This window comes from Actinoplanes oblitus, assembly GCF_030252345.1.
GTDB classification, from domain to species: Bacteria; Actinomycetota; Actinomycetes; order Mycobacteriales; family Micromonosporaceae; genus Actinoplanes; species Actinoplanes oblitus.
Genome location: NZ_CP126980.1, coordinates 6,673,645 through 6,688,747, shown reverse-complemented (window position 1 = coordinate 6,688,747; position 15,103 = coordinate 6,673,645). Strand labels below are relative to the sequence as shown.

Sequence of the window (15,103 nt, the reverse complement as noted above, 5' to 3'; positions counted from 1 at the left end):
GCCGGCGGCACCCGCGATGGCCGCGCGGCTTCCCGGTGACCGGGCGGAGACGGCCGCCGCCGTCGAGGCTCTCGACGAGGTGGGGTCGAGGCTCTCGACGAGGTGGGGATGCCACCGCGGCGCCGGCTCCGACGACGACCTGACGCCGCGGTGGTGCCCAGCGTGCCGGCGCTCGGCGGCGCGGTCCGCAGTGGAGTGCGGGTGCCGGCCCGGGCCCTCACTGACCGATCGGCCGCTGGGCGCGCTCGACCAGGTCGGCGGCCACCTCGCGGAGCTTGCGGTTGGACTCCTGCGAGGCCCGGGACAGGATGCCGAACGCCTCGTCGGGGCCGCACCGCCGCTGACCCATGATGATGCCCTTGGCCTGCTCGATCACCGCGCGGCTCTCCATCGCCGTCTGCATGTGCTGGGCCAGCACCATCGTGGTGTTGTAGAGGTGCGCGTTGGCCAGGGCGACGGCGGCGTACCCGGCGAACGTCTCGGCCAGCACCACCGCGTCCTCGTCGAAGGCACCGGCCGGCTCGGCGTAGATGTTGAGCGCCCCGGACACCCGCTCCCGGATCGGCAGGCCGACGCTGAGCGTGCTGCCCACCCCGGCCTCGATGGTGTTCGTCTGCCAGCCGGGCCAGCGGCGTTCCGTGGCGACGTCGTCGACGAGCAGCGTGGTGCGCTGCCGGGAGGCGTCCAGGCAGGGGCCGGAGCCGTTCTCGTACTGCCACTTGTCGACCCGGTCGGCGGCCTCGCCGGTACTGGCCACGGTGTGCGGGCCACGGTCGCGGATCAGCGTCACGGACACCTCGAACGCGCCCGGGATGGTGCGTTTGGCGAGATCGGCGACGGTGGCCAGGACGCCCTCCAGATCGGTCTCACCCAGGTTGATCCGGCCGAGCTCGCGGAACGCGGCGGTGGGGTCCATCGGTTCGGGCGTCATGGTCTCCCTTCTTACCCGCTTTCGCGCCGCGCCGGACGGCGAATCCGCCCGGCGAGCAGTCGGCCGGCCGGCCGTCGGTTTCCCGCCGCGCCGCCCGGCGAGCAGTCGTGCGGCCGGCGGTTCGTCGCGCGCCGCGCGGCGCCGGCGAACCGTTGTCCGGAGTGCACACCCGCGCCCGCGAGGCCCCGCTGATCGCCGGACTCGGCACCATGCTGCCGCTTCCCGGCTGAGTTTGGGTATTATCGGCGTCCTGCGGCCGATGTCGGGCACCTATATCGACACCGGCGAACCAGCGTCAAGCAGCGGCGCGGGTCCGAGGGTCGTTCCGGCCTTCCGGGCAGCGACACCCACTCACCCAGCGCGAGTCGTCCGTCGGACGGCGCGCCGCTTCGCTGCGGGGAAACACTCACGTTGATGGCGCACGACCCCGCCGAGCAGGCCGCGGCCTTCGCGGAACTCGGCCGCATCAAGCTCGGTGAGACCGACCTGAACGGTGTCCTCGATCGAGTCGCCGATCTGGCCCAGCGCACCCTGCCGGGTGCCGAGCAGGTTTCCATCACCCTGATCAGGGACGGCGCCGCGTACACCCCGGCGCACACCGGCGAGATCGCCCTGCGGCTCGACGAATGGCAGTACGAACAGGACCGCGGCCCGTCCCTGGAGGCGGCCGCCGCCAAGACCACGGTGCACGTGCCGGACGCCGGTGCCGACGCCCGCTGGGACGGCTGGTCCGAGCTGGCCGCGAACTCCGGCATCGGCAGCATGCTCTCGGTCGGCCTGCCGATCGTGGAGAACGTCAACGGCGCGCTGAACATCTACGGCCGGCGGCCGGGCGCCTTCGACGACGACGTGATCGCCCTGGCCCAGACCTTCGTCAGGTACGCCGCGGTCGCCCTGGCCAACGCCCATCTCTACGACACCACCGCGACCCTCGCGCACCACATGCAGGCCGCGATGGAGAGCCGCGCGGTGATCGAGCAGGCCAAGGGCATCATCATGGGCGAGCGGCGGTGCAGCGCCGACGACGCCTTCGCCATCCTGACCAGGGTCTCCCAGGACACCAACCGGAAACTGCGCGACGTCGCCGCCGCTCTCGTCGAGCGGACCCAGCGCGGCTGAGGTCCGGCATCGCTTCGGTACGCCAGGAGCGTCACACGCTGACGTCGAGCCGATTGCCGTCCCCGCGCTGGGAGAGGTACCGCAGAGCCGGCTCGAGGTAGCCGGCCACCGGGTTGCGCCCCGGCGCGGCCTGGTCCCAGCGCCGGGAGAGATCCTTCAGATAGGCCGGCGTGACCTCCTGGCCGGGGGCGAGCCGGCCGGCGGTGCGGTCCGCCGCGATCGCGGCGGCGAGCGAGTTGATCCAGCCGGCGTTCGGCTGACCGTCCCCGATGCGCTGGCCGGTGGCCTGGTAGATCAGCTCACGATCCCGGTCGGTGAGCGAGGCGGCGTCGTCGCGGGCGTGCTGATGGCGTTCCCGGGCGGACGGCCGGACCGGGTTCACCGTTGACGGCTGCTGGGTGCGATTCAGCCGGGAAACGGACATCGGGGGTAAACCTCCTGGGCACTCGTCTTCCTCCAGATCGGCTGGCCTCCGGAGCAACTGAGGACGCGTACGGTGAGAACTGCCTCCCCGGAATGCACGCCCCGACATGGTCGAGCAGAAAGGGACGGACATGACGACCTGGACCACTACGGAACGGATCACCCTCGGCGATGCCGTCATCGACGGCGATCTCACCCTCGCCGAGCACGCCACGGGTGTGGTCCTCTTCGCCCACGGCAGCGGCAGTTCCCGGCACAGTCCGCGCAACCAGTTCGTGGCCCGGCAGCTCACCAAGCGCGGGTTCGCCACCCTGCTGGCCGACCTGCTCGCGCCGGAGGAGGACACCCGGGCGCGGCGGTTCGACATCGGACTGCTCGCCGACCGGGTGGTCGGCCTGGTCGACTGGCTCCGCGTGCAACCGTCGACAGCCGGACTGCCGCTCGGGCTGTTCGGCGCCAGCACCGGCGCGGCGGCGGCGCTGCTCGCGGCGGTGGCCCGGCCGGACAGCGTACGCACCGTGGTGTCCCGTGGCGGCCGTCCCGACCTGGCCGGGCCGGGTCTGATCGAGGTGCGGGTGCCGACCCTGCTGATCGTCGGCGAGCGGGACGACGACGTGCTGGAACTCAACGAGGAGGCCCGGAACACCATGCGGGCGCACGCCGAGTTGCGGATCGTGCCGGGCGCCACGCACCTGTTCGAGGAGCCGGGGACGCTCGAGACGGTGGCGGAGGAGGCGGGGGAGTGGTTCGGCGCGTTCCTGGCCACGGTGCCGCCGCGCCGGCATCCGGCTCTCGATCACGTGGCAGCCGCCCGGCGCTGGGGGTGATCGCTGGTGATTTTCGCCAATCGGTCCGAGGCGGGCCGGGCGCTCGCCGCCCGGGTGGCCGCGGCGGTCGCCTCGGTCGCCCGGCCGGCGGCCGCACCGGCCGGTGAGCGGGAGGCCGCTGCGGCGACCTCGTCGGCGGGCAGGTGGGAACCGGGGACGGTCGTCCCGACGGCCGCGGCCCGGCCGATCGTGCTGGCGCTGCCGCGTGGCGGGCTGCCGGTGGCGGCGCCGATCGCCGAGCGGCTCGGCGCCGACCTGGACATCGTGGTGGTCCGCAAGCTCGGCGCGCCGGGCCATCCGGAGTTCGGGCTGGGTGCCATCGCCGAGGACGGGCCACCGGTATACGACCAGGACAACCTCCGGTACGCCGGGGTCATCGAGGAGGACATGTCGGACATCCTGGCCGCCGAGCGCGAGGAACTCGCCCGGCGGGTGCGCCGGTACCGGGGCGGCCGCCCGGCCCCACCGGTCGCCGGCCGGCTGGTGATCCTGGTCGACGACGGCCTGGCCACCGGGGTGACCGCGCACGCCGCACTGCGCTGGATCGCCGGCCGGGGCCCGGCCCGGGTGCTGCTCGCCGTGCCGGTCTGCTCGCCACAGGCCCGTGACCTGCTCGCCCCGGAGACCGACGGGGTGATCTGCCTGAGCGCGCCATCCGAGTTTCTCGCCGTGGGCCGCTGGTACCACGACTTCGGCCAGCTCTCCGACGACGACGTGGACGACGTCCTGCAGCGATTTCGTCATGCGTTGAAGTAGCCACTCGACCTGTCGGGAGAATTCATCTAGCGTTGAGTTCAACACCTGATGAGTTCCCGGGAGGAACCATGGACACCGCGATCGAGGTCACCGACCTCGTCGTCAAGCGGGGCAAGCGCACCGTGCTCGACCGCTTCTCCTGTGCCGTGCCGCGCGGCAGCGTCACCGGCCTGCTCGGCCCGAGCGGCAGCGGCAAGACCACCCTGATGCGGGCCATCGTCGGCGTCCAGGTGGTCGCCGGCGGCACCGTCACCGTGCTCGGCAGCCCGGCCGGTTCCCCCGCGCTGCGCAGCCGGATCGGCTATCTCACCCAGGCGCCGAGCGTCTACGCCGACCTCACCGTCCGGGAGAACGCGCGCTACTTCGCCTCGCTCTACCGCCTCGGCAAGGACGCCGCCGACCGGGCGATCGAGACCGTCGGGCTGACCGGCGCGGCCGGCCAGCTGGTCAGTGACCTCTCCGGCGGGCAGCGCAGCCGCGCGTCGCTGGCCTGTGCCATCGTCAGCCGTCCCGAGCTGCTGGTGCTCGACGAGCCGACCGTCGGGCAGGACCCGGTGCTGCGCGACGAGCTGTGGGCGCACTTCCGGCGGATGGCCGCCGACGGCGCCACGGTGCTGGTCTCCAGCCACGTGATGGATGAGGCGAACCGGTGCGACCGGCTGCTGCTGATCCGCGAGGGCCTGCTGATCGCCGACGACACCCCGGCCGCGGTGAAACGGTCGGCCGGCGCCGACGACCTCGACCAGGCCTTCCTCAATCTGATCCGGGCGCACGAGGCGGTGGCGGCATGACCGCCCGCGTCCAGCCGGACTCACCCGCACCCGCCGGTGCACCGCGCCCGCGCGGGCCGCGAGGACATGCCCAGGGAGGCACCGCATGATCCTGCTGAGCACCATCAAGCGCATCCTCACCCAGCTGCGGCACGACCCGCGGACCATCGCACTGATCATCGTGGTGCCGACGCTGCTGATGACCCTGATCTACTTCATGTACGACGACCAGCCCCGGGCCTTCGACCGGATCGCGCTCACCATGCTCGGGGTGTTCCCGTTCATCGTGATGTTCCTGATCACCTCGATCGCCATGCTCCGGGAGCGCACCACCGGCACCCTGGAGCGGCTGTTCACCACGCCGGTCGGCAAGCTCGACCTGCTCTTCGGCTACGGCATCGCGTTCGGGCTGGCGGCCGCGGCGCAGGCGGCGGTCGCGGCCGGCTTCGCGTACTGGGTGCTGGACATGCGCACCGCCGGCGCGGTCGGGCTGGTCGTGCTGATCGCGGTGGCCAACGCGGTGCTCGGGGTTGCCCTGGGGCTGCTGTGCAGCGCGTTCGCCCGGACCGAGTTCCAGGCGGTGCAGTTCATGCCGCTCGTGGTGGCGCCGCAGCTGTTCCTCTGTGGGCTGTTCGTGCCCCGGGAGGCGATGGTCGGCTGGTTGCAGGCGGTCAGCGACGTGCTGCCGATGTCCTACTCCGTGGAGGCGCTCAACGAGGTCGGGATGCACGCCGATCCGACCGGCACGATGTGGCGGGACCTGGCGATAGTGCTGGGCGCGGTGATCGTCGCGCTCGCGGTGGGCGCCGCGACGCTGCGGCGCCGGACGGCATGATCTGGTACGACTGGCGCGGGCGTTGATCGTACGGAAAAAGGGGTCTTGGTGATGGCACGGCGGACCGGGCGGCGGCCCGGCAACCCGGACACCCGCGAATCCATCCTCGACGCCGCGCGGGCGGCGTTCGCGGACAAGGGCTACGACGGTGCGTCGATCCGGGCCATCGCCACCGGCGCCGGGGTCGACCCGGCGCTGGTGCACCACTATTTCGGCACCAAGGACAAACTGTTCCTGGCCGCCATGCAGGCGCCGATGGACCCGCTCGACGTGATCGAGGCGGCGGCCGAGGGGGATCGCGCCGAGGTGGGCGCCCGGTTCGTCAGGGTGTTCCTGCGGATCTGGGACGGACCGGGCGGCGCGGCCGGGGTGGCGCTGCTGCGCTCCGCCGTCGGCACCGAGTGGACCGCCAAGCTGTTCCGGGAGTTCGTGGTCAGCCAGATCCTGCGCCGGGCGGTGCCGCGGCTCGGCCTGGACGAGGCGGAGGGGCCGCTGCGGGTCAGCCTGGTCGCCGGCCACATGGCCGGGATCGCCTTGGCGCGCTATGTGATCAAGGTGGAACCGCTGGCCTCGGCGCCGGCCGAGGCGATAGTGGCGGCGATCGGGCCGTCGCTCCAGCGGTACCTGATGGATCCGCTGCCCGGCGTCTTCGACCTCGCGGAGAGCGCCACACCGCCGGCCTAGCGTCCCGTCGCCCCCCGCCGGCCGGCGGCGTGGCGGTCAGTCCGTGGCGGCGTTGAGCCCGGTCAGATAGGTGTCGATCTGGTTGCGGGTGGCGGCGGGCAGGTCCTGGAACTGCAGGCCGATCTCGATGACGCCGTCCCGCGCGGTGCGGCGCATGACCTTGGCGTCGACCGTGCCGGTCAGGCCGGGCAGGGTGAACTCGGTGCGGACCAGGTCGCCGGCCGACACCGGCACGTCCGGCGGGATGGTGCAGCCGAGGCCGTCCGAGCTGAGGTCGACCATCTGCGCGGTGATCGGCTGCGGCCGGGACGGGACCGACACCCGGACCGTACCCTCGATGGCGAGCCGGTCGTGGCGGCGGCGCTCCAGCCGCTCGGCCACATCGGACAGGTCGCCGATCTGTGCCATCGTGGCGTCCACGCTGCGGTGCAGCCGCATCACGATGTCGTGCTGCTGGTCGGCGATCCCGTCGAGCTGGCGCATCGCGTTCTCGATGTCGCCGACGTCGTGGATGATCGCGCTGAGCGTCTGGCCCATCTGCGCCACGTCCGCCTCCAGCGTCGCGATCGTGCTGGTGATCTGCTCGGTCGAGTCCGCCGTGGTGTCGGCCAGGCTCTTCACCTCGTCGGCGACCACCGCGAACCCGCTGCCCGCGGCGCCCGCCCGGACCGCCTCGATGGTCGCGTTCAGCGCGAGCAACCGCGTCTGCGAGGCGATTCCGGAGATCACGCTGGCGATCCCGGCGACCTGTCGCAGGCTGGCGTTGAGTGCGGTAGCCGCCTCGTCCGCGCTGTGCGCCCGCTGGACCAGCGCCGCGGCCGCGTCGTTGGTCAGCGAGACGCCCTCGTGCGTGGCGGACGCGGCGTCCCGGGCCGCCCCGACCTGCACGACCACGTCCTCCAGCTTGGCGCCGATCACCGCGGCGGTGCTGTCGATCGCCTCCTTGGCCCGCCGCCGCAGCGTCTGCTGCTGCTGTTTCTGCTGCAGGGCGGTGGACTGCAGCTGCACTGCCCGGTCCGCCTGCAACTGCTCCAGCTCGGCGTCCCGGTCCCGCAACGCCTCCGACAACGCGGCGATCGTCCGCCGCGCCTCGGCCAGCGTCGCCGGCCCGCCGTCCGCCTCAGCCGCGGTGGCTCGCGCCGCCCGCTGCCGGAGGGCGACGGCGGCCCCGGCGCCCACCACGACCAGAACCCCGATCAGGACCAGCCACACCGGCATCACACCAGCGCGTCGACGCCGTACCCGGCGGTCTTGTGGGCGGACTGGGCGGCGCTCTCGGAGCGGGCGGTGCTCTCGAAGCCGGGATTCGCCGACAGGACCACGGTCCCTCCCATCCAGGCTCGGAATGCGAAGACTTTTCCGACGCTACCCGACCGGACTGTCCGCCGTGTGCGCTTTGCCCGCCTGGCCGCATGCCTGACCCGGGCTCCTCGTGAACTCCCGGTCGCCGGGGCGAGAAAGTGTGGCGGATTCCTCAGGTTCCGGGATGGCGGCCGATGGTCGGGGCCGTCCGAACGATCAAGGAGCTGGGATGAGCATCAGCATCGGTACGTCGACGCCGTCGTCCGCCCGGGAGACGCACGCCGCCTGGTTGCGGCTGCGGGAGGACTGCCAGCAACTCGTCGGGCACGCGCGGGACCGGGCCGGCCGGGCGGATCAGGACGAGGACCGGGCCGCGGTGCCGGCCGGCCGCGAGGCGATCGCCCGGCTGGAGCAGAGCCGGGCGGTCACCATCCTGCTGTAGCCCGGCCGCCCGAGTGGACGGACAGCGCGGAGGCGGACGGAGGCCGACGGGATGGGTGCGGCGCGAGAGGGAAGGGAGGTCAGGCTGGGGAGAGGACCGGAGGAGTCGCGGTGGCCGGCGTGACGGCGGCGGGAAGGGTGAAGGCGAAGCAGGAACCGCCGTCCGGGTTGTCGGTGGCGGCGATGGCACCGCCGTGGCGTTCCACGATCCGTTTGCAGATGGCCAGGCCGAGGCCGGTGCCCAGATAGCCGCCCCCGGCGTGTGCCCGGTGGAAGTTGCCGAAGATGGCGTCGTGCTGACCTTCCGGGATCCCGATGCCGTTGTCGGCGATCCGCACGGTCACCATCCCGCCCGGCGGCGCAGCGGCACCCACGAGAGAGGAGGAGCGATCGGACGACGAACCGACGGAGGACAGAACCGCGCTGATCCGCAACGTGGGGATCACGCCGGGAGCGGTGTACTTGATCGCATTCCCGATCAGGTTGTCCAGCAACTGGCGTACCAGAACCGGATCGGCCTGGACCGGCGGCAGCGTGCCGATGTCGAAGACCGGTTCCGGTTTCCCCGCCGCCACCGCCGCGTCCGTCCGGGCCAGGCAGATGTCCGCGACCACGTCGTTCAGCTCCACCCGGACCGGCGCGACGGCCGCCTCCCGGGCCGTCGTGTACGCCAGCAACCCGTCGATCAGCCCCCGCATCCGTGCCGACGCCCGCGACAGCCGGGCCAGGTAGGCCAGCCCCTGATCCAGGTTGGGGTCCTCGGGCACGTCACCGAGCACGTCCTGAGCCGCCGCCGTCCACCCCTCGATGCTGGCGAGCGGGTTGAGCAGATCGTGCGCCACCACCCCGGCGAAGTTGGTCAGCTCGTCGCGGTGCCGCCGTTCCGCCGTGACATCGTGGAAGAGCACCACCGCGCTGCGCGTCCCGTCCGGGTGCAGCAGCGACGTGGCGGTCACCCGGACCACCCGGCCGTCGGGCACCGCCGGATTGCGGACCAGCAGGTCGACGCCGGTCACCTCCTCCCCGGCGAGCGCCCGCGGGTCGAACGGCGTTCCGTCCGGATGGTAGAGCCCCTGCCACCCCGAGGCGCTGCCGAGTAGCGTGACCACTGCCGGATTGTGCAGCACCACCCGCCGGTCCGGGCCGATCACCGCGAGCCCGTCGGCCATCGAGTCGATGATCGCGGTGAGCAGGTCGGCGTGGTGGGCCGCCTGCCGCCGTTGCGTCTCCAGTTCCGCCTTCTCCTGGGCGAGCGCGGCCAGCAGCACCCGCCGCTCGTCCCGGGCCAGTGACAGCGAGAGCCCGACCAGGGTGGCCAGGATGCAGAACAGCTGCACGATCACGGCCCGCTGGCTCACGTCGCCCACCTGCGCGAACGGTCCGGAGCCGAGCAACGTGTACTCGATCGCCACGAGACTGACCACCAGGCTGTGCAGCAGGACCCACGGGGTGCGCAGCCGGGCGCCGACCACCACGGTGAAGCCCAGCAGCATGAACGAGAGCGGCAACCGGTGTTCGAGGGTGAACGCGGCGACCTGTCCGAGAATGCTCAACGTCAGGATGGTCGCGGTCTCCGCCGCCCGCCAGATCGCGGCGTGCCGGGGTTCCGGTGTCCGCTGTTCCGGCGCGCGTGCTTCCGGGGGCCGTGCTTCTGACGGCCCTGTTTCTGACGGCCGTGTTTCCGGTGCTTTTGCTTCCGACGGCCGTGTTTCCGGGGCGCGTGCTTCCAGCGGCTCTGCTTCCAGCGGCTCTGCTTCCAGCGGCTCTGCTCCCAGCGGCCCTGCTCCCAGCGGCCCTGCTCCCGGGGGCCGCTGTTCTGGCGGTCGCGACGGCGCGGACAGCGCCGCGCCGATGAAGATCCCGACCGCCCCGAAGATCAGGATGCTGGCCATGTGCCGGGCCACCGACATGACCGAGAGCGCCACCGGTATCGAGCCGGTGACCAGCCAACGGCCGAGCAGGCTGGCGACGTTGGCGCCGATGCTGCAGGCCAGCCCGGCGCCGAAGAGCGCCCACAGGTCGGGCGGCGAGCGCAGGCAGTCGGTGCCGCCGGCGCCCCACAGGTGGGGCCGCCAGCGGCGCAGCGTCCACCGGAAGATCCCGACCTGGATCAGGCCGACCAGCCCGGCGACCACGCCGACCGCCGCCGACGCGCCGGTCCGCCAGTTGCCGACGCCGAGGATCACCGCGAGCAGCAGCATGTCCAGGTGGCGGGTGGGCGCGCCGCGGATCGCGCAGTACCAGACGACGGCGACACCGGCCGCCGGCCAGACCAGACTGACGCCGTCGGCGACCATCGCGGTCTTGCGCCCGGCATAGACCGCGGCGGCGTACAGGAGGGTGAAGAGCGCGGTCCGGGCGAGCGCTCGCCGGTACATGCCTTCTCCCTCCGACACGGTCTTATCGGCGGGTTACCGAACACTCTGAGCATTCCGGACTGGAGCCGATCAAGTTCAAGTTCGGAGATTCATGACTCGGATCCGCGCTGATCACTGATCGTCGCTCCCGCCAGGGACCCTTCCGGGCCGGGCAGGACGCTGGCGCGTCCAGAACGCCCACCCCTCCAGGGCGACGCCCGCAGCCGGTACCGACCCGCCAACCCCACCCCACCCCTAATCGCACCCCAACCGCGCCCCGCCCCGGGAGACCACCGTCACGACCAGCCGTCCCCAACGGGCTGGCGCTCACGGTGGTGTCCCGCCCCGGGAGACCACCGTTATGACCAGCCGTCTCCAACGGGCTGGTGCTCGTGGTGGTGTCCCGGGCTTGGAGGCCACCGTCATGACCAGCCGTCTCCAACGGGCTGGTGCTCGTGATGGTGTCCCGGGCCTGGAGGCCACCGTGACGACCAGCCGTGACCGGTGGGGTGGGCGGGCTGGTGCCCACGGCGGTGTCCCGAGCCCGGAGACCACCGTGACGGCCAGCCGTCCTCAACGGGCTGGTGCTCACGGTGGTGTCCCGGGCCTGGAGGCCACCGTGACGGCCAGCCGTGACCGGTGGGGTGGGCGGGCTGGTGCTCGTGGTGGTGTCCCGGGCTCGGAGACCACCGTGACGGCCAGCCGTCCACGGCGGGCTGGTGCTCACGGTGGTGTCACGGGCTTGGAGACCACCGTGACGACCAGCGGTCTCCAACGGGCTGGTGCTCACGGTGGTGTCCTGAGCCCGGAGACCACCGTCAGGACCAGCCGTGACCAATGAGTCCGGCGGGCTGGTGCTCACGGTGGTGTCACGGGCCTGGAGACCACCGTGACGACCAGCCGGCGGGGTGGGGTTTGGGCGGACCACCGTTAGGGGTGGTTCGGCCCGGATGCGGCCTCGCGGTCGTGAGGTGGCGGCGGCCTGGCGTCGAGGGCGGGACGGGGCTGTGCGGGTGGGGACTCGGAGGTCGTACCGGAAAGGGTTGTGACGGGCCGTGAGTGCGGGCGGGCCGTGAGTGGAGAACCGGTCAGTGGAGAGGCCGTGGGTGGAGGGGCGGGCCGATGGAGAAGCTGGGGGAGAAGGCGCGGTGGAGAGGCCGGTGGAGGGGCCGGTGGAGAAGGCGCGGTGGAGAGGCCGATGGAGAAGCTGGGGGAGAAGGCGCGGTGGAGAGGCCGATGGAGAAGCCGGTGGAGAAGGCGCGGCGGGGGGCGGTGGAGAAGGTGCGGTGGAGGGGCCGGTGGAGGGCGCGAGGGGTCAGTGGATGGCGGCGAGGGCTTCGGCCAGCACGTCTTTGGCGTCCTGGACGTCGACCTCGCGCATCTGGAGCGGTCCGCCGGTCTCGGTCAGCCGGGCCGCCTCCGCGCCGCCCGCGAAGAACGGCGCGAACCCCAGCTCCTGGATGATCCGGCAGGCCGCCTCCCGGGCGTCCCGCTGGTCGGTGCAGACGAATTCGGCGAGCAGCGGATCGTGCCCGCGCCGCCGGCCCAGCACGTCGGTCGAGATGGTGTTGAACGCCTTCACCCAGTGCACGTCGGGCGCCCAGGAGATCAGCGTTTCCAGGCCGCTCATGGCGGTGGCGCCCATCGCCCGGCTGGTGCCCGGCGCGTCCGGCACCCGGACGAACGCCGGGATCTCCAGTGCCGACGGGAATCCCGGCGCGAACGCGCCGAGACCACCCGGCCCGGGCGCGCCCGGCTGGGCCCCGGGCGTCGGCGGCACGACCGCCATCGCCGGGTTGGTGGCGTCGATGACCACCTTGCCGGACAGCGCGTCGTGGGCGAGGTCCACCGCCTCGTGGGCCGACTCCCAGTTCGGCGCGAAGAAGGCGATCTCGCCGAACGCCGCCGCCTCCGGGATGGACATCGCGCGGATGTGCCCCTCGCCGTGCTCGACCAGGTCGGTCAGCCGGTCCGGATGCCGGGAGGTGACCGCCACCTCGTGCCCACTCTCGGCGCACCACGTGGCAAGCGTGCCGCCGAGCTGCCCTGCCCCAATGACACCGATACGCATGCCCTCAGGGTGCCTCGCCGATCAGGGTCGCGAGCCGGGAACCGGGAAATCCCCGTAGAGCATCCGCAGTTCCACGGTGACCAGGTCGTCGACCAGCGCCTCCGGGTCCGGTGCGGCGGCGAACGCGGCGGTCCGCAGGTCGTCGACGAGCGCGGCGAGCACCCGTGGGGCCGGGCCGTCCGGGGCCAGGCCGGCCGCCCGGTCCCGCTCGATCCGGGCGGCCAGCCGGGCCACGTGCGCCTCGCGCAGGCCGGCCCGCCACTCGGCGATCGGCGGGCAGCCGGGTGCGGCGGCGAGCGCCCCGGCCAGCAGCCGGCCCTGGTCGCGCCAGAGGGTGGCGAGCGCGACCAGTGACGCGCGCAGCGCCGGCACGTCCGGCCCGGTGCCGGCCAGCCACGGCTCGGCGTCCCGGCCCAGCTCGCCGGCCAGCCCGCGGAGCAGTGCGACGACGACAGCCAGTTTCGACTCGAAGTAGAAGTAGAAGCTGGAGCGGGAGATCCGCGCGCCGGCGGCCAGCTCGTCGATGGTGATGTCGGCCAGCGGCTTGCCGGACAGCAGTTCACGGGCGGTTTCCAGGATCGCCCGTTCGCGCAGGTCACCCTTGCTGGGGCCGCGCCGGCGGCCGGCCGGGACGGTCGTCATGGCGATCACAGTACGCGGCGTCGACTTTTTCGACATACTGTCGATTACCAACGACGAACTGTGGAGGATCCGATGCAGGAGATCCGTCTCGCCAGCCGGCCCAGTGGCTGGCCGACCGCCGACAACTTCGAGCTGGTGGAGCTGCCCACCCCGGAGCCCGGCCCCGGACAGGTGCTGGTGCGCAACCAGTTCATGTCGGTGGACCCGTACATGCGCGGCCGGATGAACGACGTCGAGTCGTACGTCGCCCCGTTCCAGCTCGGCAAGGCCCTGGACGGCGCGGCGGTCGGTGAGGTCGTCGCCTCGAACGCCCCCGACGTCCCGGTCGGCGCCACCGTCCTGCACGGCCTCGGCTGGCGCGACCACGCCGTGCTGGACTCCGGGCACGTCCGCGTCGTCGACCCGGCCGCCGCGCCCACGCCGTCGGCGTACCTGGGGCTGCTCGGCATGACCGGGCTCACGGCGTACGTCGGGCTGCTCGACATCGCCCAGTTCCGCGAGGGCGACACGGTCTTCGTCTCCGGCGCGGCCGGCGCGGTCGGCAGCGTGGTCGGTCAGATCGCCAAGCTGCGCGGCGCCAAGCGGGTGATCGGCAGCGCCGGTTCCGCCGAGAAGGTCGGCTACCTGGTCGGCGAGCTGGGCTTCGACGCCGCGTTCAACTACAAGGACGCCCCGGTCAAGGAGCAGCTGGCGGCGGCCGCCCCGGACGGCATCGACGTCTACTTCGACAACGTCGGCGGCGACCACCTGGAGGCCGCCATCAAGTCGTTGAACAAGTTCGGCCGGGTCGCGCTCTGCGGTGCCATCGCCCAGTACAACGACACCGCCCCGCCGGCCGCGCCGCGCAACCTGGCCCTGGCCATCGGCAAGGAGCTCACCCTGCGCGGCTTCATCGTCGGCAACCACAGCAAGCGGATGCCGGAGTTCGTCGCCGAGGTCGGCGGCTGGCTGCGGGCCGGTCAGATCTCCGCCCAGGAGACGGTGGTCGAGGGCCTGGCGAACGCGCCCGAGGCGTTCCTCGGCCTGATGCGCGGGGAGAACACCGGCAAGATGGTGATCAAGCTCTGACCGGCGGGTCCCGGATCTCGCCGGTGACGAGGTCCGGGACCTCCCGATCGCCGAGCCGTATCCCGCCTCAGTCTGAGCAGAGGACGGTGAACACTGAAGGTGTGTTCACGGTGAACACGGGTAGCGTGAACACATGGGTGAACCCGCATATCGAGATGTCGCCAAGGCGATCCGCGCGGACATCGAAGAGCGCCGCCTGGTGGAGGGCGACCGGCTGCCGACCGTGCGGGACCTCGCGCAGCGCTACGGGGTGCCCACCGGCACCGTCGCCAAGGCCGTCGACATCCTGCGCGCGGACGGCGTGATCGTCGCCAAGCATGGCCGTGGCCTCTACGTCCGTACGTTCGGGCGGGTCGTCCGCTCGTCACCTGGACGCCTCTCGCGGTCCTGGTGGGGTGAGGGCAAGTCGATCCAGGACCACGACACGAACGGCCGGCTTCGCGTCGTCGACATCGTCGTCGAGGAGGCGCCCGCCTCCGCCGAGATCGCGGAGGCGCTCGGCGTGCCGGCCGGTGCGGCGGTCCTGACCCGCGCGCGCCGCTTCGCCGTCGAGGATCGCATCGTGCAGACCGCTACCAGCCACCTTCCCCTGGACGTGGTGGCTGCGGCCCCGGCGGTCGGTTACACCGGGCCGGGGCCGGGCGGGATCTACGCGCGCATGACCGATGCCGGTCTGGGGCCGGAGACGTTCCGGGAGACGCTCGTGTGCCGGATGCCGACGTCGGCCGAGTCCGAGGTGATGGCCCTGCCCCGGGGTACGCCGGTGGTTGCCGTCACCCGGTTCGCGTACACCGGCGCGCGACGGTGCGTGGAGGTCAACGAGATGGTGCTGGACGCCAGCGCCTACACGCTGGAGTACGTCTTCGGCGGGTAACGG

Annotated in this window: 15 protein-coding genes; 9 read left to right on the top strand and 6 right to left on the bottom strand. The window is 72.4% G+C overall.

What is annotated here, in order from left to right; genetic code table 11:
* Positions 1–217: 217 nt before the first annotated feature.
* A complete protein-coding gene (locus Actob_RS30175; RefSeq protein WP_284915238.1) occupies positions 218–931 on the bottom strand; it encodes a GAF and ANTAR domain-containing protein in 714 nt (237 codons plus the stop codon).
* Positions 932–1,345: 414 nt separating this feature from the next.
* Here Actob_RS30175 and Actob_RS30170 point away from each other — a divergent pair, with 414 nt between their 5' ends.
* Complete coding sequence (locus Actob_RS30170; RefSeq protein ID WP_284915237.1) at positions 1,346–2,050, top strand: GAF and ANTAR domain-containing protein; 705 nt, start codon at positions 1,346–1,348, stop codon at positions 2,048–2,050.
* Positions 2,051–2,081: 31 nt separating this feature from the next.
* Here the strand turns inward: Actob_RS30170 and Actob_RS30165 are convergent, their stop codons facing one another.
* On the bottom strand, positions 2,082–2,474 hold the full coding sequence (locus Actob_RS30165) for a hypothetical protein (protein WP_284915236.1): 393 nt from the start codon (positions 2,472–2,474) through the stop codon (positions 2,082–2,084).
* A 130-nt stretch (positions 2,475–2,604) separates the two neighbouring features.
* Here Actob_RS30165 and Actob_RS30160 point away from each other — a divergent pair, with 130 nt between their 5' ends.
* The 5 genes from Actob_RS30160 (at position 2,605) to Actob_RS30140 (ending at position 6,345) form a co-directional block, all read left to right on the top strand.
* Positions 2,605–3,300: a dienelactone hydrolase family protein gene (locus Actob_RS30160; RefSeq protein ID WP_284915235.1), complete on the top strand. Its 696-nt coding sequence runs from the start codon at positions 2,605–2,607 to the stop codon at positions 3,298–3,300.
* Between the two features lie 6 nt (positions 3,301–3,306).
* On the top strand, positions 3,307–4,056 hold the full coding sequence (locus Actob_RS30155; protein WP_284915234.1) for a phosphoribosyltransferase: 750 nt from the start codon (positions 3,307–3,309) through the stop codon (positions 4,054–4,056).
* Between the two features lie 68 nt (positions 4,057–4,124).
* Entirely contained in the window at positions 4,125–4,847 is a 723-nt protein-coding gene (locus tag Actob_RS30150; RefSeq protein ID WP_284915233.1) for an ABC transporter ATP-binding protein, read from the top strand.
* Between the two features lie 85 nt (positions 4,848–4,932).
* Positions 4,933–5,661, top strand: coding sequence for an ABC transporter permease (locus tag Actob_RS30145; RefSeq protein ID WP_284915232.1), 729 nt, complete (start codon positions 4,933–4,935; stop codon positions 5,659–5,661).
* Positions 5,662–5,712: 51 nt separating this feature from the next.
* Positions 5,713–6,345: a TetR/AcrR family transcriptional regulator gene (locus Actob_RS30140; RefSeq protein ID WP_284915231.1), complete on the top strand. Its 633-nt coding sequence runs from the start codon at positions 5,713–5,715 to the stop codon at positions 6,343–6,345.
* 36 nt (positions 6,346–6,381) lie between these two features.
* On the opposite strand, the gene Actob_RS30135 is transcribed toward Actob_RS30140, so the two are convergent.
* On the bottom strand, positions 6,382–7,563 hold the full coding sequence (locus tag Actob_RS30135) for a methyl-accepting chemotaxis protein (protein ID WP_284915230.1): 1,182 nt from the start codon (positions 7,561–7,563) through the stop codon (positions 6,382–6,384).
* A gap of 313 nt (positions 7,564–7,876) precedes the next feature.
* On the opposite strand from Actob_RS30135, the gene Actob_RS30130 reads away from it, so the two are divergent.
* A complete protein-coding gene (locus Actob_RS30130; RefSeq protein ID WP_284915229.1) occupies positions 7,877–8,089 on the top strand; it encodes a hypothetical protein in 213 nt (70 codons plus the stop codon).
* Between the two features lie 79 nt (positions 8,090–8,168).
* Here Actob_RS30130 and Actob_RS30125 read toward each other — a convergent pair whose 3' ends face one another.
* From Actob_RS30125 to Actob_RS30115, 3 genes are all read right to left on the bottom strand, one after another.
* Positions 8,169–10,466 carry a sensor histidine kinase gene (locus Actob_RS30125; RefSeq protein WP_284915228.1) on the bottom strand — a complete coding sequence of 766 codons (2,298 nt, stop codon included), beginning with the start codon at positions 10,464–10,466 and terminating at the stop codon, positions 8,169–8,171.
* A 1,294-nt stretch (positions 10,467–11,760) separates the two neighbouring features.
* A complete protein-coding gene (locus tag Actob_RS30120) occupies positions 11,761–12,516 on the bottom strand; it encodes an NADPH-dependent F420 reductase (protein ID WP_284915227.1) in 756 nt (251 codons plus the stop codon).
* Between the two features lie 21 nt (positions 12,517–12,537).
* A complete protein-coding gene (locus tag Actob_RS30115; RefSeq protein WP_284915226.1) occupies positions 12,538–13,158 on the bottom strand; it encodes a TetR/AcrR family transcriptional regulator in 621 nt (206 codons plus the stop codon).
* Positions 13,159–13,230: 72 nt separating this feature from the next.
* Between Actob_RS30115 and Actob_RS30110 the strand changes: the two genes are divergently transcribed.
* A complete protein-coding gene (locus tag Actob_RS30110) occupies positions 13,231–14,226 on the top strand; it encodes an NADP-dependent oxidoreductase (protein WP_284915225.1) in 996 nt (331 codons plus the stop codon).
* A gap of 133 nt (positions 14,227–14,359) precedes the next feature.
* Entirely contained in the window at positions 14,360–15,100 is a 741-nt protein-coding gene (locus tag Actob_RS30105; protein WP_284915224.1) for a GntR family transcriptional regulator, read from the top strand.
* Positions 15,101–15,103: the final 3 nt, after the last annotated feature.

Bases quoted from the DNA above. Each gene is read 5' to 3' on its own strand.
- Actob_RS30175 (WP_284915238.1), bottom strand. From the start codon at position 931: ATGACGCCCGAACCGATGGACCCCACCGCCGCGTTCCGCGAGCTCGGC.
- Actob_RS30170 (WP_284915237.1), top strand. From the start codon at position 1,346: ATGGCGCACGACCCCGCCGAGCAGGCCGCGGCCTTCGCGGAACTCGGC.
- Actob_RS30165 (WP_284915236.1), bottom strand. From the start codon at position 2,474: ATGTCCGTTTCCCGGCTGAATCGCACCCAGCAGCCGTCAACGGTGAAC.
- Actob_RS30160 (WP_284915235.1), top strand. From the start codon at position 2,605: ATGACGACCTGGACCACTACGGAACGGATCACCCTCGGCGATGCCGTC.
- Actob_RS30150 (WP_284915233.1), top strand. From the start codon at position 4,125: ATGGACACCGCGATCGAGGTCACCGACCTCGTCGTCAAGCGGGGCAAG.
- Actob_RS30145 (WP_284915232.1), top strand. From the start codon at position 4,933: ATGATCCTGCTGAGCACCATCAAGCGCATCCTCACCCAGCTGCGGCAC.
- Actob_RS30140 (WP_284915231.1), top strand. From the start codon at position 5,713: ATGGCACGGCGGACCGGGCGGCGGCCCGGCAACCCGGACACCCGCGAA.
- Actob_RS30135 (WP_284915230.1), bottom strand. From the start codon at position 7,563: ATGCCGGTGTGGCTGGTCCTGATCGGGGTTCTGGTCGTGGTGGGCGCC.
- Actob_RS30130 (WP_284915229.1), top strand. From the start codon at position 7,877: ATGAGCATCAGCATCGGTACGTCGACGCCGTCGTCCGCCCGGGAGACG.
- Actob_RS30125 (WP_284915228.1), bottom strand. From the start codon at position 10,466: ATGTACCGGCGAGCGCTCGCCCGGACCGCGCTCTTCACCCTCCTGTAC.
- Actob_RS30120 (WP_284915227.1), bottom strand. From the start codon at position 12,516: ATGCGTATCGGTGTCATTGGGGCAGGGCAGCTCGGCGGCACGCTTGCC.
- Actob_RS30115 (WP_284915226.1), bottom strand. From the start codon at position 13,158: ATGACGACCGTCCCGGCCGGCCGCCGGCGCGGCCCCAGCAAGGGTGAC.
- Actob_RS30110 (WP_284915225.1), top strand. From the start codon at position 13,231: ATGCAGGAGATCCGTCTCGCCAGCCGGCCCAGTGGCTGGCCGACCGCC.
- Actob_RS30105 (WP_284915224.1), top strand. From the start codon at position 14,360: ATGGGTGAACCCGCATATCGAGATGTCGCCAAGGCGATCCGCGCGGAC.